This is a genomic window from Umezawaea tangerina (genome assembly GCF_003002815.1).
In the GTDB taxonomy this organism is placed as follows: Bacteria; Actinomycetota; Actinomycetes; order Mycobacteriales; family Pseudonocardiaceae; genus Umezawaea; species Umezawaea tangerina.
Genome location: NZ_PVTF01000004.1, coordinates 340,338 through 355,416, shown reverse-complemented (window position 1 = coordinate 355,416; position 15,079 = coordinate 340,338). Strand labels below are relative to the sequence as shown.

11 protein-coding genes are annotated in these 15,079 nt (G+C 72.1%); all 11 read left to right on the top strand.

Annotated features, from left to right (window positions below; translation table 11 throughout):
• The first annotated feature begins 2 nt into the window (after positions 1–2).
• The 11 genes from CLV43_RS15640 (at position 3) to ftsZ (ending at position 14,849) form a co-directional block, all read left to right on the top strand.
• The gene (locus CLV43_RS15640) at positions 3–1,898 is read left to right on the top strand and encodes a peptidoglycan D,D-transpeptidase FtsI family protein (protein WP_106187891.1); all 1,896 of its coding nucleotides are present in this window, start codon (positions 3–5) and stop codon (positions 1,896–1,898) included.
• 370 nt (positions 1,899–2,268) lie between these two features.
• A complete protein-coding gene (locus CLV43_RS15635) occupies positions 2,269–3,810 on the top strand; it encodes a UDP-N-acetylmuramoyl-L-alanyl-D-glutamate--2,6-diaminopimelate ligase (protein WP_106187890.1) in 1,542 nt (513 codons plus the stop codon).
• Complete coding sequence (locus tag CLV43_RS15630; protein ID WP_106187889.1) at positions 3,807–5,309, top strand: UDP-N-acetylmuramoyl-tripeptide--D-alanyl-D-alanine ligase; 1,503 nt, start codon at positions 3,807–3,809, stop codon at positions 5,307–5,309. The genes CLV43_RS15635 and CLV43_RS15630 overlap by 4 nt, the downstream gene beginning before the upstream one ends.
• Positions 5,306–6,394, top strand: coding sequence for a phospho-N-acetylmuramoyl-pentapeptide-transferase (gene mraY / locus CLV43_RS15625; RefSeq protein ID WP_106187888.1), 1,089 nt, complete (start codon positions 5,306–5,308; stop codon positions 6,392–6,394). The genes CLV43_RS15630 and mraY overlap by 4 nt, the downstream gene beginning before the upstream one ends.
• A 7-nt stretch (positions 6,395–6,401) precedes the next feature.
• Positions 6,402–7,784: a UDP-N-acetylmuramoyl-L-alanine--D-glutamate ligase gene (gene murD / locus CLV43_RS15620; protein ID WP_211304376.1), complete on the top strand. Its 1,383-nt coding sequence runs from the start codon at positions 6,402–6,404 to the stop codon at positions 7,782–7,784.
• 166 nt (positions 7,785–7,950) lie between these two features.
• The gene (gene ftsW, locus CLV43_RS15615; RefSeq protein WP_106187887.1) at positions 7,951–9,411 is read left to right on the top strand and encodes a putative lipid II flippase FtsW; all 1,461 of its coding nucleotides are present in this window, start codon (positions 7,951–7,953) and stop codon (positions 9,409–9,411) included.
• Positions 9,412–9,450: 39 nt separating this feature from the next.
• Entirely contained in the window at positions 9,451–10,563 is a 1,113-nt protein-coding gene (murG, locus tag CLV43_RS15610) for an undecaprenyldiphospho-muramoylpentapeptide beta-N-acetylglucosaminyltransferase (RefSeq protein WP_106187886.1), read from the top strand.
• A 44-nt stretch (positions 10,564–10,607) separates the two neighbouring features.
• Positions 10,608–11,996: a UDP-N-acetylmuramate--L-alanine ligase gene (gene murC / locus CLV43_RS15605; protein WP_245886588.1), complete on the top strand. Its 1,389-nt coding sequence runs from the start codon at positions 10,608–10,610 to the stop codon at positions 11,994–11,996.
• Positions 11,993–12,760: a cell division protein FtsQ/DivIB gene (locus tag CLV43_RS15600; RefSeq protein ID WP_106187884.1), complete on the top strand. Its 768-nt coding sequence runs from the start codon at positions 11,993–11,995 to the stop codon at positions 12,758–12,760. Before murC ends, CLV43_RS15600 begins: the two co-directional genes overlap by 4 nt.
• 70 nt (positions 12,761–12,830) lie before the next feature.
• Positions 12,831–13,337 (top strand): DinB family protein, encoded by a 507-nt coding sequence (locus CLV43_RS15595; protein ID WP_106187883.1) that lies wholly within the window; start codon positions 12,831–12,833, stop codon positions 13,335–13,337.
• Between the two features lie 219 nt (positions 13,338–13,556).
• Positions 13,557–14,849 carry a cell division protein FtsZ gene (gene ftsZ, locus CLV43_RS15590; protein WP_106188254.1) on the top strand — a complete coding sequence of 431 codons (1,293 nt, stop codon included), beginning with the start codon at positions 13,557–13,559 and terminating at the stop codon, positions 14,847–14,849.
• The last annotated feature ends 230 nt before the right edge of the window (positions 14,850–15,079 follow it).

Genomic DNA, 15,079 nt, shown 5'->3' with positions numbered 1-15,079 from the left:
TCATGCCGGGGCCCAGCAGCGGCAGGCAAGCGCGACGTCCGCTGTCGGTACGGGCGACGCGCCCGGCCAAGCGGCGCGGAGCCAACAGCCGCGTCCGCCTCACCGTCGGTCGGCTGCTGCTCGTCGGCGCCCTCCTGCTGGCGGGGATCAGGCTCGTGCAGGTGCAGGGGTTCGAGGCGGCCGCGCTGTCGCTCAAGGCCGAGCAGCAGCGCGCCACGCCGCAGGACATCCCGGCCGAGCGCGGCGCCATCCTGGACCGCAACGGCAACCAGCTCGCGTTCAGCATCGAGGCGCGGTCGCTCTACGCGGTGCCGCAGCTGATGCGCAAGAACTGGGCGGACGACCTCGCGAAGAACCCCAAGCTGGGCAGCTTCGAGGACCGGGTCAAGGCCATCGCCGCGGTGTTCCAGCAGGTCCTGGGCACCGAGGTGAACGGGCAGAAGACCGACGAGAAGACCATCGCCGACCTGCTGCTGCGCGACACCACCTACATCGAGCTGGTGGACAACGTCGAGCCGGAGAAGGCGGCGGCGATCCGCAAGCAGTTCAACGAGATCGGCTCCGAGTACCGGGCCGTGCGGGTCTACCCGAACGGCAGGCTCGCGTCGAACATCGTGGGCGCGGCGAACTGGCGCAAGGACATGCAGCCCGCCGCGACGCACGGCCAGCTCGGCCTGGAGAGCTCGCAGGACAACCTGCTCGCGGGCCGCAACGGCCGCCGCGTGGTGGACACCATCCAGGGCGGCGACATCGTGATCCCCGGCCCGGACCGCGACCGCGAGCTGGAACCGGCGACACCGGGCAAGAGCCTGGAGCTGACGCTCGACATCGACACGCAGTACGTCGTGCAGAACATGGTCACCGACTACACCGCCAAGAGCGGCGCCAAGAGCGGCTCGGCGGTGGTGCTGGACAGCAAGACCGGCGAGATCCTGGCGATGGCGAACGACCAGACGTTCGACCCGCGCGACTTCGGCAAGGCCACCGAGGACGAGAAGCGCAACATCGCGGTCACGTCGGTGTTCGAGCCGGGCTCGGTGAACAAGATCGTCACGGCCGCGGGCGCGATCGAGGACGGGCTGTACAAGCCGGACGAGGTCCTCACCGTGCCGGGCAGCATCCAGGTCGCCGACCGCAGGATCAACGACGCGTGGCCGCACGGCGACACCGACATGACGTTCACCGGCGTGTTCGCCAAGTCCTCCAACGTCGGCACGCTGATGGCCGCGCAGAAGATCGGCCAGGACAAGTACGCCGAGCTGCTGCGCAAGTTCGGGCTCGGCAAGCGCACCGGGTCCGGGCTGACCGGCGAGGAGGCCGGTCTGGTGCCGCCGCGCAACCAGTGGTCCGGCTCCACGTTCGGCAACCTGCCGATCGGCCAGGGCCTGAGCATGACGCTGCTGCAGATGACCGGGATGTACCAGACGATCGCGAACGACGGCCTCCGGATCCCGCCGCGCATCATCCGGGCCGAGGTCGACGACAAGGGCACCCGCAAGGAGACCGAGAAGCCCGAGGGCGTCCGCGTGGTGAGCCCGGAGACCGCGAAGACGGTGCGGAACATGTTCCGCGCGGTCGTGCAGGACGCGCCGGGCCAGACCGGCACCGGTCGGGCCGCCGCGCTGTCGGGCTACCAGATCGCGGGCAAGACCGGCACCGCGCAGCAGATCGACGACACCGGCCACTACAGCAACTCGCTGTACTGGATCACCTTCGCCGGCATCCTGCCCGCGGACAACCCGCGCTACGTCGTCGGCATCATGCTCGACGGTCCGACCGGCACGCAGTTCAGCGCCTCGGCCGCCCCGCTGTTCCACGACATCGCGTCCTACCTGTCCCAGCGCTTCCAGGTGCCGCTGTCGGCCGAGCAGTCGCCGGTGGTCACCCTCACGCCGTGACACGGGACGTGATCCGCGTCCCAGCGAGCGGGATGTGAGGACTGCTCGGTCTGCCGGGGGTCGGCGGGCGTGACCGGATCTCCCCGATCCGCCGGTCCGCGGTCCGATCCGGACACCGGGATGAACGGTGCGCCGGGTGCAACCCGACGGGTGGGTCGCACGTCCGAAGTGCTGTGGTGCCGGGGTTGTCGGTGGACGCCGACCTCGCGGCGGTCGGCGGGCAAGGGGCCCGGCGGCGTTGTTTCCGGTCTGGACGCAGGCGTGTCCACCTTGGACCACCCGACGGTCGGAGAGTTCGATCTTGCCTGATCATCCCCCGAACGCGCAGGCGCCGGTCGGACACGCTCCGTGCGCCGGTAGCCTTCCGCGCGTGCCTGCCAAGCTCCAGGGCAAGGTCGCGACCGCCCCGCCTCGCCCTTCCCGCATCCAGCCTGTCGCCGTGTCCGAGCTCGCCTCGGTGGTCGACGCGCACCTGACCACGCCCACCTACGCCCACGTGCGGGTGAGCGGCGCGACGCTGCGCGCCCAGCACGTGGTCCCCGGAGACCTGTTCGCCGCCCTGCCGGGCGCGCGGGCGCACGGAGCCGACTTCGTCGAGGGCGCGCTGGCCGCGGGTGCCGCCGCCGTCCTCACCGACGAGGCCGGCGCCGAACGGCCCGCGCTGCGCGACGCCCGCGTGCCGGTGCTGGTGCACCCGGACCCGCGCGGGGTGCTCGGCCTGCTGGCCGCCCGCATCTACGGCCACCCGTCCACGAAGCTCGCCGTCTGGGGCATCACCGGCACGTCCGGCAAGACCACGACCAGCTACCTGGTCGAGTCCGCGCTGCGCGCCGCGGGCCACCGCACCGGCCTCATCGGCACGGTCGAGACCCGCATCGCCGGTGAGCGCCTGGACAGCGCGTTCACCACCCCCGAGGCGCCCGACCTGCAGGCGCTGCTCGCCGTCATGGTCGAGCGCGAGGTGCTCGACGTCGTGATGGAGGTGTCCAGCCACGCCCTCGACCTCGGTCGGGTCGCGGGCACCGAGTTCGCGATCGGCGCGTTCACCAACCTGTCCCAGGACCACCTGGACTTCCACCCGGACATGGAGGACTACTTCCGGGCGAAGGCGCAGCTGTTCGACGGCCGCGCCCGCACCGAGGTCGTCTGCGTGGACGGCGAGTGGGGCCGCAGGCTGGTCACGCCGGACACGATCACCGTCGCGATGACGACCGACGCCGCCTGGACCGCGGGCGAGGTGACCGTCACGCCGACCGGCGAGCAGTCGTTCACCGCGCACGGCCCGGACGGCGTCGAGCTGCCGATCGCGCTGCGGCTGCCCGGCACGTTCAACGTCGCCAACGCCCTGCTGGCCATCGGCTGCCTGCACGCCGCCGGGGTGGCCACCGCGGACATCCAGGAGGGCCTCGCGGCCGTCCAGGTGCCGGGGCGGATGCAGCGCGTGGACGAGGGCCAGGCGTTCACCGCCGTCGTCGACTACTCGCACAAGCCCGCCGCCGTCGCGCTGGCGCTCGACGCCGTGCGCAAGCAGGTGCGGGGCCGGGTCATCGTGGTGCTGGGCTGCGGCGGCGACCGCGACACGGCCAAGCGCCCGCTGATGGGCGAGGAGGCGACCCGGCGCAGCGACCTGCTGGTCGTGACCGACGACAACCCGCGCAGCGAGGACCCGGCGGCCATCCGCGCGGCCATGCTGGCGGGGGCGCTCGCGGTGCCCGACGCCGAGCGTGGTGAGGTCGTGGAGATCGGCGACCGCGGTGCCGCGATCCGGCACGCCGTCGCGCAGGCCCGTCCCGGCGACGTCGTCGTCATCGCGGGGAAGGGCCACGAGACCGGCCAGGAGGTCGCGGGTGTGATCCAGCCGTTCTCGGACGTGGACGCGCTCGCCGACGCGATCAGGGGAGCCCGCAAGTGATCCAGCTCAGCCTCGCCGAGATCGCGACGATCGTCGGTGGGACCGTGCACGTGCCCGAGGACCTGCTCGCCGGGGCGAGCGCGGAAGCGGTCGCGAGCTCCGCCGTCGTCACCGGCTCCGTCGAGTTCGACACCCGCAAGGTCGGGCCCGGCAGCCTGTTCGTCGCGCTGCCCGGCGTCCGGGTCGACGGCCACGCGTTCGCCGCGGCCGCCGTCGAGGCCGGGGCGGTCGGCGTGCTGGCCGCCCGCGAGGTCGACGCCCCCGCGGTGCTCGTCCCGCCGGTCGACGACGCGCACACCCGCTCGGTGGCGCTGACCGGCGACACCGACGGCTCCGGCGCCGCCGTGCTGGCGGCGCTGGCGAAGCTGGCCCGGCACGTGACCGACGTGCTGTCCGCCAAGGGCCTCGCGGTCGTCGGCGTCACCGGCTCGTCCGGCAAGACGTCGACCAAGGACCTCATCGCCCAGCTCCTGGAGCACCTCGGCACGACGGTCGCGCCGCCCGGCTCGTTCAACAACGAGCTCGGCCACCCGTGGACCGTCCTGCGCGCGGCGGAGGACACCCGGCACCTCGTGCTGGAGCTGTCCGCCCGCGGCCCCGGCCACATCGCCGCGCTGTGCCGCACCGCGCCGCCGCGGATCGGCGTCGTGCTCAACGTCGGCACCGCGCACCTGAGCGAGTTCGGCTCGCAGGCGGCCGTGGCGAAGACCAAGGGCGAGCTGGTCGAGGAGCTGCCCGCCGACGGCGTGGCGATCCTCAACCTGGACGACCCGCTGGTGACCGCCATGGCCGAGCGCACCGGGGCGCGCGTGGTGTTCGTCGGCCAGAACCCGGCGGCCGACGTGCGCGCCGAGGACGTGGAGCTGGACGACCAGGCCCGCGCGCGCTTCACGCTGGTGACGGCGGAGGGCAGCGCGCCGGTCGAGCTCGACCTGCACGGCGCCCACCACGTCGGCAACGCGCTCGCCGCGGCGGCCGTGGCACTGGAGCTGGGCGCCACGACCGCGCAGGTCGCCGACTGGCTCTCCACCGCCCAGCGGCGGTCCGACCGCCGCATGGAGGTCACCACCCGGCCCGACGGCGTGACCGTGCTCAACGACTCCTTCAACGCCAACCCGGAGTCGATGAGCGCCGCGCTGAAGACCCTCGCCACCATGGCGCGCGCGGGCAACCCCAGGCGACGCGCCTGGGCCGTGCTCGGCGTCATGGGCGAGCTGGGGGACAACACCGTCTCCGCGCACGACGAGATCGGGCGCTTGGCGGTCCGCTTGGACATCAGTCGTTTGGTTGTGGTCGGCGAGCAGGCGAGGCCGATGCACCAGGGCGCGAACCTCGAGGGTTCGTGGGGAGAGGAGTCGGTGCTGGTGCCGGACGTCGAGGCGGCGATCGCGCTACTGCGCGAGGAGCTGCGGGGAGATGACGTTGTGCTGGTGAAGGCATCGAAGGCCGCCGCGTTGTGGCGGGTCGCGGACGCGCTGCTGGAGGCGGGGACCAAGTGAAGAGCATCCTGATCGCGGCGGCCATCGCGCTGCTCGTGTCGATCATGCTGACCCCGTACCTGATCAAAGTCTTCTCCCGGCAGGGGTTCGGCCAGGAGATCAGGGAAGAGGGTCCGCAGAGCCACAAGACCAAGCGCGGCACGCCGACCATGGGCGGCGTGGCGATCCTGGTCGCGATGTGGGCCGGGTACCTCGGCGCGCACGCGGTCAACGCCATGTCGGACTCCGCGCAGGGGCAGACGCCCAGCGCGTCCGGCCTGCTGGTGCTGATGCTGACGACGTCGCTCGGCCTCGTCGGCTTCCTCGACGACTTCATCAAGATCCGCAAGCAGCGCAACCTGGGCCTGAACAAGACCGCGAAGCTGGTCGGCCAGTTCGTCGCCACCATCATCTTCGCGATCCTGGTCATGCAGTTCGCCAACCGCGAGGGCATCACGCCCGCGTCGGTCAACCTCTCGTTCGTCCGCGACATCTCGGTGGTGTCGTTCGGCGTCGTCGGCTTCGTGGTGTTCTGCTACGCCGCGATCTCCGCGTGGTCCAACGCCGTGAACCTCACCGACGGCCTCGACGGCCTCGCGGGCGGCAGCTCGGCGATGGTGTTCGGCACCTACGTGGTGATCAGCTTCTGGCAGTTCCGCTACAACTGCTCCACCTCGCCGCTGGCGGGCTGCTACGACGTGCGCGACCCGCTGGACCTCGCGCTCGTGGCCGCGGCCGCGATGGCGGGCTGCATCGGCTTCCTGTGGTGGAACGCGGCCCCGGCCAAGATCTTCATGGGTGACACGGGTTCCCTCGCGCTCGGCGGTCTGGTGGCCGGCCTGTCCATCGCCACCCGCACCGAGCTGCTGATGGTCGTCATCGGCGGCCTGTTCGTCGTCGAGGCGCTGTCGGTGGTGCTGCAGGTCGCGGTCTTCCGCACGTCCCGGCGGAGGCTCTTCCGGATGGCGCCGTTCCACCACCACTTCGAGCTCGCGGGCTGGGCCGAGACCTCCGTCATCATCAGGTTCTGGCTGCTGGCCGGGATCTGCTGCATGCTCGGGCTCGGCCTGTTCTACAGCGAGTGGCTGACCGCGGTCGGGAGCTGAGAATCCGGTGACCACCTTCCTGGACGGCAAGCACGTCCTGGTGGCGGGTGCGGGCGTGACCGGCCGCTCCGCCGCCGAGGCCCTGTTGGCCGCGGGCGCGCAGGTGACCGTGACCGACGGCTCGGCCGACCGGCTGCTGGCACTGGAGACGCTGCTGTCCGGCGTCGCCCTGGTGCCCGGCCTCACCGAACCGCCGCAGGGCACCGACCTGGTGGTCACCAGCCCCGGCTGGCGGCCGGAGAGCCCGCTGCTCGCCGCCGCCACGGCCGCGGGCGTCGAGGTCATCGGCGAGGTCGAGCTGGCGTGGCGGATGGCCGCCGAGCTGGCCGACCCGCCGGTGTGGCTCGCGGTCACCGGCACCAACGGCAAGACGACGACCGTGGGGATGCTGGAGTCGATCCTGCGCACCGCGGGCATCGACGCGGTGGCGTGCGGCAACGTCGGCCTGCCCGTCGTGGACGCGCTGCTGGCGGGGCACCGGGTGCTGGCCGTCGAGCTGTCGAGCTTCCAGCTCTACTGGTCGCCCTCGGTCCGCCCGCTCGCCGGCGTGCTGTTGAACCTGGCCGAGGACCACCTCGACTGGCACGGCGGCATGACCGCCTACGCCGAGGCGAAGGCACGGGTGCTGTCCGGCGACGTGGCGATCGGCGGCGTCGACGACCCCGTGGTCGCCGCACTGCTCAAGGCCGCGCCCTCCGTGCGGCACATCGGTTTCACGCTGCACGAGCCGGTCGCGAACCAGCTCGGCGTCGTGGACGGCGTGCTGGTCGACCGGGCGTTCGACACCGACGAGCAGCTCGTCGAGGCCGACCTCGTCCGCCCCGCCGGCCCACCCGGACTGGCCGACGCGCTCGCCGCCGCCGCGCTCGCACGGGCGTACGGCGTCTCCGCCGACTCGGTCCGCCAGGGACTCCTGAACTTCCGGCCCGGCGCCCACCGCGCGGTGCGGGTCGCCGAGTCCGAGGGCGTCACCTACGTCAACGACTCCAAGGCCACCAACCCGCACGCGGCCATCGCCTCGCTGCGCTCGCACCCGAGCGTCGTGTGGCTGGCCGGTGGGCTGCTCAAGGGCGCGTCCGTCGACGAGCTGCTCGCCGCCGAGGCGCACCGGCTGCGCGGCGTGGTGCTGTTCGGCGAGGACCGCGAGGTCATCGCCGCCGCACTGGCCCGCCACGCGCCCACCGTCCCGTGCGCCGTCGTCGACGCCACCGACCGCGACGCCATGACCTCCGTCGTGCACGCCGCCAGGGAGCTCGCCAAGCCCGGCGACACCGTCCTCCTGGCCCCGGCCGCCGCGTCGATGGACATGTTCACCGACTACGCCCACCGCGGCCACGCCTTCACCGAGGCCGTGCTGGACCTGGTGGAGCACGAGCGGTCGCGCGCCTGACCGATGTGGGAACGGCGTGAGGTTCCGGTCCCGGATGGGGGCGGGATCCGGTCACCACTAGGATTTGGCGCATGATCGCCGTCGCGGACCTGCGACACGCTGCGCATGTCCGCCGGTCGGCGTGCCCCGCGGGAGACCATGGGCGCATGACTGCGGTGGTGCGCGCGTGACGGTGGTGGACCGGCCCACGGCCGCGGTGAAGGCCGCGAAGCCCAGGCGCCGGGTGGTCGGGGTGAAGGGGTCGCTGACGGCGTGGTTGAGCCGTCCGCTGGCGGATTTCCACCTGCTGCTGGCGATCTTCGGTCTGCTGACCGCGATCGGGCTGGTGATGGTGCTGTCCGCGTCGGTGCCCGGCGAGGTCGCGGTCGGGGCGTCGGCGTACTCGGTGTTCCAGAAGCAGCTGACCTACGTGGCCGTCGGAGCGGTGCTGTTCTGGGTGGCCATGCGGATCCCGCTGCGCCAGGTCCGGCACCTGAGCACGATGGCGATGCTCGTCTGCGTGCTGCTGCTGGTGCTGGTGCTGACGCCGCTGGGCACGGACATCAACGACACCCGCTCGTGGTTCGTGATCGGGCCGGTGTCGTTCCAGCCCGTGGAGGCGGCGAAGCTGGCGCTGGCGCTGTGGGGCGCGCACGTCCTGGTGACCAAGCGCGCGCTGCTCAACCAGTACCGGCACCTGCTCGTCCCGGTGGTGCCGGTGGCGCTGGGCGTGTTCGCGCTCGTGATGCTGCAACCGGACCTCGGCGGCACGATCACGCTCGGCGTGGTGCTGCTGAGCCTGCTCTGGTTCGTCGGCGCCCCGATGCGGGTGTTCGGCGTGCTGCTGCTCGGCGCCGTCGGCGGCGCTCTGGTGCTGGCGATCGGCGCGACCTACCGGTTGGCGCGCGTGCTGTCGTTCCTCGACCCGGAGGCCGACCCGCTGGGCGCGGGACTCCAGGCGCAGCAGGCGGAGTACGCGCTCGCCGAGGGCGGGCTGTTCGGCAAGGGGCTGGGGCAGGCCAGCTCCAAGTGGGACTACCTGCCCAACGTGCACAGCGACTTCATCTTCGCGGTGATCGGCGAGGAGCTCGGGTTCCTGGGCTGCGCCATGGTCCTCGGCCTGTTCGCGATGCTCGCCGTGGTGGGGCTGCGCATCGCCGCGCGCAACACCGACCCGTGGATCCGGATGGTCGCGGCGACGCTGACGGTGTGGCTGGTCGCGCAGGCCGCGATCAACATCGGCTACGTCGTGCGGCTGCTCCCGGTCACCGGCATCACCCTCCCCATGATCTCCTCCGGCGGCACGTCCGTGGTGACCACCATGGTCGTGTTCGGGCTCCTCGCCAGCTGCGCGCGGCACGAGCCGGAAGCGGTGTCCGCGTTGCGGCACATCGGTCCCGGCCGGGTCGGCGGTGTGCTGCGGCTGCCCGCGCCGGAGGCGTACAAGCCGCCGCCCAAGCGCAAGCCGGTGCGCCCCTCGACGCCGCCGCGCGCGCCGGGCAGGCGGGCCGCCGCGCCGCAGCCGCCGGACGAACGCCGGATGGCGGGCAGGTCCGCGCCGCCGTCGGAGTACCGTCGCCGCGAATCGCGCAAGGCGACCCAGGACCGATCCGCCCGCACCCGCAGAACCGGTCGTGACGGGCGTTAAGCAGCCACACCTTCGTGCAGTCGAACTAGGAGGAAACGCGTGACGGGGCAGGACCGGGTTCCCCAACGGGGCGGACCATGCGTGGTGGTCGCCGGAGGCGGCACCGCGGGGCACATCGAGCCCGCACTTGCCCTGGCCGACGCGGTCATGCGGCTGCGGCCGGACGCGCGGGTGATCGCGCTCGGCACCGAACGCGGCCTGGAGTCGAAGCTGGTGCCCGCCAGGGGCTACCAGCTCGAGCTCATCCCGCCGGTGCCGATGCCGCGCAAGCCGACGCCGGACCTGCTGAAGCTGCCGCTGAAGGTCCGCGACTCGGTGCGCCGCACCAGGGAGATCCTGGACCAGTACCACGCGGACGTCGTGGTGGGCTTCGGCGGTTACGTCTCGCTGCCCGCCTACCTGGCCGCCCGCGGCCGGGTGCCGATCGTGGTGCACGAGGCGAACGCGAAAGCGGGGCTGGCCAACAAGGTCGGCGCCAAGTTCGCCGCGCGCGTCGCCGCCGCCGTCCCGGACTCGGGGCTGGCCGACGCCGAGATCATCGGCATCCCGCTGCGCCAGTCGATCACCGGGCTGAACCGGATGGCGCTGCGCGCGCAGGCCCGGCAGTACTTCGGCCTGCACCCGCACGCCCCGACGCTGCTGGTGTTCGGCGGTTCGCAGGGCGCGCAGTCGCTCAACAAGGCCGTGTCCGGTGCCGCGTCGGCGTTCGCCTCGGCGGGCATCGGCGTGCTGCACGCGCACGGCCCCAAGAACACCCTCGCGGTGCAGTCGATGGCGGGCGGCCCGGCGTACGTCCCCGTGCCGTACCTGGAGCGGATGGACCTCGCCTACGCGGCGGCCGACGCGGTGCTGTGCCGCTCGGGCGCGATGACCGTGGCCGAGGTGTCCGCGGTCGGGCTGCCCGCGGTGTTCGTGCCGCTGCCGATCGGCAACGGCGAGCAGGCGCTCAACGCCGGACCGGTGGTGTCGGCGGGCGGTGGCCTGATGATCATGGACGCCGACCTGACGCCGGAACGGGTCGTCCGCGACGTCGTACCGCTGATGGCCGACCGGGCCCGGCTGGCCGCGATGAGCAACGCCACGCTCGGCACCGGCCGGCGTGAAGCCGACGAGGTGCTGGCCAGGATGGTTCTCGAGGTGATCAACAAGTGAGCGCACTGCAGCGGGTGCACCTGGTCGGCATCGGCGGCGCGGGCATGAGCGGCATCGCCCGCATCCTGCTCGCCCGCGGCGGCCAGGTCTCCGGGTCGGACGCCAAGGACTCGCGGACCGTGCTCGCGCTGCGCGCGCAGGGCGCCTCCGTCGCGGTCGGCCACGACGGCAAGAACCTGGACCAGCTCGAGGGCGGTCCGACGGCGGTCGTGGTGTCCACCGCGATCCGCGAGGACAACCCGGAGCTGGTCGAGGCGCGCGAGCGCGGCGTCACGGTGCTGCGCCGGGCCGAGGCGCTGGCCGCGCTGATGCTCGACCACCGGGTCGCCTGCGTGGCCGGGACGCACGGCAAGACGTCGACCACGTCGATGCTGACCGTCGCCCTGCAGCACTGCAGGCTCGACCCGTCGTTCGCGATCGGCGGCGACCTCAACGAGTCCGGCGCCAACGCCCACCAGGGCACCGGCGGCGTGTTCGTGGCCGAGGCCGACGAGAGCGACGGCTCGTTCCTGTTCTTCTCGCCGTCGGTCGCGGTGGTGACCAACGTCGAGGCGGACCACCTGGACCACCACGGCACCGTCGAGGCGTACGTGGCCGTGTTCGACTCCTTCCTGGAGCGCATCGAGCCCGACGGCGTCCTCATCGCCTGCGTCGACGACCCCGGCGCGGCCGCGCTGGTCGAGCGCGCGGGCAAGCTCGGCATCCGGGTCCGCCCGTACGGCCGGACCGCGTCCGGGAAGGGGTCGGCGAAGCTCGTCGGCTTCCGCCCGCACGGCGGTGGCGGGATGGCGACCGTGGAGCTGGACGGCGACGACCCGCACGCGGGGTCGGACGAGGGCAGCGGTCCCGTCACGGTCGAGGTGCAGGTGGCCGTTCCCGGCGAGCACATGGCGGCCAACGCCCTCGCGGCGCTGCTCGCCGGTCTGGAGCTGGGTGCGGAGCGCGACGGGCTCCTGGAGGGCCTGGCGGCGTTCGGCGGCGTCCGGCGGCGGTTCGAGTTCAAGGGCCGCGAGGCGGGCGTCCGCGTGTACGACGACTACGCCCACCACCCGACCGAGGTCGCCGCGCAGCTCGCGGCCGCCCGCCCGATCGCGGGCGACGGCAAGCTCGTCGTCGTGTTCCAGCCGCACCTGTACTCGCGCACCCGCACGTTCGCCGTCGAGTTCGGCACCGCGCTGGGCCTCGCGGACGAGGTCGTGGTGCTCGACGTCTACGGCGCCCGCGAGGACCCGGAGCCCGGTGTCACCGGCGGGCTGGTGGCCGAGGCCGTGCCGCTGCCGCCCGGCCAGGTGCACTACGAGCCGTCGTTCGACCGCGTCCCGGCACTGGTCGCCGGGATCGTCGGCGAGGGCGACCTCGTCGTCACCATGGGCGCGGGCGACGTCACGATGCTCGGCCCGGAGATCGTGAGCGAGCTGGGGCAGAAGGCATGAGCACTCCGGTTCGCGGTCGACCGCCCCGGACCGCCGGGACGAGCTCGGCCGCGGACCGGGCCCGCGCCCGCAGGGCCCGCCGGGTCCCCGGCCGGGTCACCCGGCGCCAGGTGCGGCGCAGGCGCGCGGTGGCGCTGCTCGTCCTGCTCACGGTCGTCGGCCTGGTCGTCGGCGTGTTCTTCACCCCGATGCTCGGCGTCCGCGAGGTCGACGTGCGCGGCGCCAAGGAGCTGACGGTCGACCAGGTCAAGGCCAAGGCCGCGATCGAGCCCGGCTCGCCGATCGTCCGCGTCGACGTCCACGGCATCGCTGACCGCGTCCGCGCCCTGCCCCGCGTCGAGTCCGTCGAGGTCGCCAGGAGCCTCCCCGGCACCGTCCGGCTCACCATCGTCGAACGGTCGCCCGTCGCGTTCGTGAAGTCCACCGACGGGGTCCACCTCGTCGACGCCTCGGCGAAGGACTACGCGACCGTGGCGCAGCCCCCGATCGGCCTGCCGGAGCTGCTCCTCGCGGTCGACGCCCAACCCGCGCTGAAAGCCGCGGTCGGGGTGCTCACCCAACTGCCGGAAGCGGTGAAGGCCGAGGTCCAGACGATCGGCGCGCAGACCGGCGCCGATGTGAAGCTGGCCCTGTCGGGTGGGCGCGAGGTGCGGTGGGGCAGCCTCGCCGACACCCAGCGCAAGGCCGCCGTGCTGGCCGTCCTGCTCACCAGGGACGGCTCCGTGTTCGACGTCTCCAGCCCGGAGCTGCCGACCGTGTCCTGAGGCCGGTTCTCGACCCGGCTGGGGCGGAAATCTGTCGTCCAAGCGGTGAGCGGACGTCGACAATCCACCCATGACCACACCCGACCCGCGGTTCGACTTCCGGATGACGGGGCCCGAGCGCGCCCAGCTGGCCGACTTCCTGGACTTCCAGAGGGCCACGATCGTGTACAAGTCGACCGGGCTGACCGACGAGCAGGCCCGCCGGTCGGTGCTGCCGTCGCCGCTGACGACGGTGGCCGGGATCGTGAAGCACCTGAGGTGGGTGGAGGCGTACTGGTTCGAGTCGGTGCTGCTCGGCAAGCCGGACGCCGCGCCGTACAGCGACGCGGATCCGGACGCCGACTGGCGGGTCGGGACGGGCGAGACGATCTCCGGATTGCTGAACGACTACGCTGCGCAGTGCGAAGTGAGTCGCGGGATCGTCGCGGACCTGGACCTCGACCACGAGGTTCCGTTCCGCGACAAGGGCACAGTTTCCGTGCGCTGGGTGTTGATCCACATGGTCGAGGAGACCGGTCGGCACGCAGGGCACGTGGACGTGGTGCGCGAGCTGCTGGACGGTCTGACCGGCGAGTAGTGGTAGCGCACAGTGCTGATAGGTGCCGCGGCCTACGGCGTGGCCGCTGGACTGTCGCATCCCTGGTGCATACCGTCCAGCAACAACATACGGGGTTGACATAACTCTGGACCTCTGGTTGAGGTCGAGGGTTTCAATCCGGGTGGAGGTCCTTCCGGGCTGACCCGGCGACCACCATCCCAGCTTATGAGCACGAACACGATCAGGAAGGCGGATCCGATGACGCCCCCGCACAACTACCTCGCGGTGATAAAGGTCGTCGGTATCGGTGGAGGCGGCGTGAACGCCGTCAACCGCATGATCGAGGTCGGGCTCAAGGGCGTCGAGTTCATCGCGGTCAACACCGATGCACAGGCACTGTTGATGTCCGACGCCGACGTCAAGCTGGACATCGGCCGCGAGCTGACCCGCGGACTCGGCGCCGGCGCCAACCCCGACGTCGGCCACAAGGCCGCCGAAGACCACCGCGAAGAGATCGAAGAGGTCCTCAAGGGCGCCGACATGGTGTTCGTGACCGCCGGTGAAGGCGGCGGCACGGGTACCGGTGGCGCGCCCGTCATCGCGGCGATGGCCCGCAAGCAGGGCGCGCTGACGATCGGCGTGGTCACCCGCCCGTTCTCCTTCGAGGGGAAGCGGCGGGCCAAGCAGGCCGAAGAGGGCATCCAGCAGCTGCGCAACGAGTGCGACACGCTGATCGTGATCCCGAACGACCGGCTGCTCCAGCTCGGCGACATCGGCGTGAGCCTGATGGACGCGTTCCGCTCCGCGGACGAGGTGCTGCTGTCCGGTGTCCAGGGCATCACCGACCTCATCACCACCCCCGGTCTGATCAACCTGGACTTCGCCGACGTGAAGAGCGTCATGTCCGGGGCCGGCTCGGCCCTGATGGGCATCGGCTCGGCCCGCGGCGAAGGCCGGGCGGTGACAGCCGCGCAGAAGGCGATCAACTCGCCCCTGCTGGAAGCGTCGATGGAAGGCGCCCACGGGGTGCTGCTGTCGATCGCGGGCGGATCGGACCTCGGGCTGTTCGAGATCAACGAGTCGGCCTCGCTGGTCCAGGAGGCCGCCCACCCGGACGCGAACATCATCTTCGGAACGGTGATCGACGACTCCCTCGGCGACGAGGTCCGGGTCACGGTGATCGCGGCCGGGTTCGACTCGGGCGGACCGACGCACAAGAAGCTCGAACCCCAAGTGCTGAGCAGCCCGCAACGGGGAACGGTCGTGACGGGGCAGTCGGGGCAGGTGAGCCCGCCCGCACCGGTGGAACAGGCACCGCCACCCCCGCCTGTGGTACCGCCGCGGCCGACGTCCGTGCCGGTGCAGGGGCAGGGGCAGCCGGTGCAGAGCACCGGGGCGTTCCAGACGCCGCAGCCGACGATGCCGAGGACGTTCTCGCAGAGCAACCTGCCGAATCAGCACGGGACGGGGTCGTCGTTGCCGAGTCGGCCGATGCCGGTGACGGATGATCCGGATGATGAGGTGGACGTGCCGCCGTTCATGCGGAGGTAGGTTCGGGTTGGGTTTTGGGTTGGGTTGGGTGAAGGGCCCCTCGCTTGTGCGGGGGGTCTTTTGCGTGGGTGGGGGTGTGGGGTGTTTGGGGTGTGAAGGTCGGCTGGTGGCTCCTCTTGAGGTTCGGCTCCGGCCCTCTCACCCTGCGAGTTCGGCTCTCGGCCCTCCCACCCCTGGGAAGCCCGGCCCCCGGCGCGCGATTGTCTCAATGCTTGATCTTGCTTGTCAAG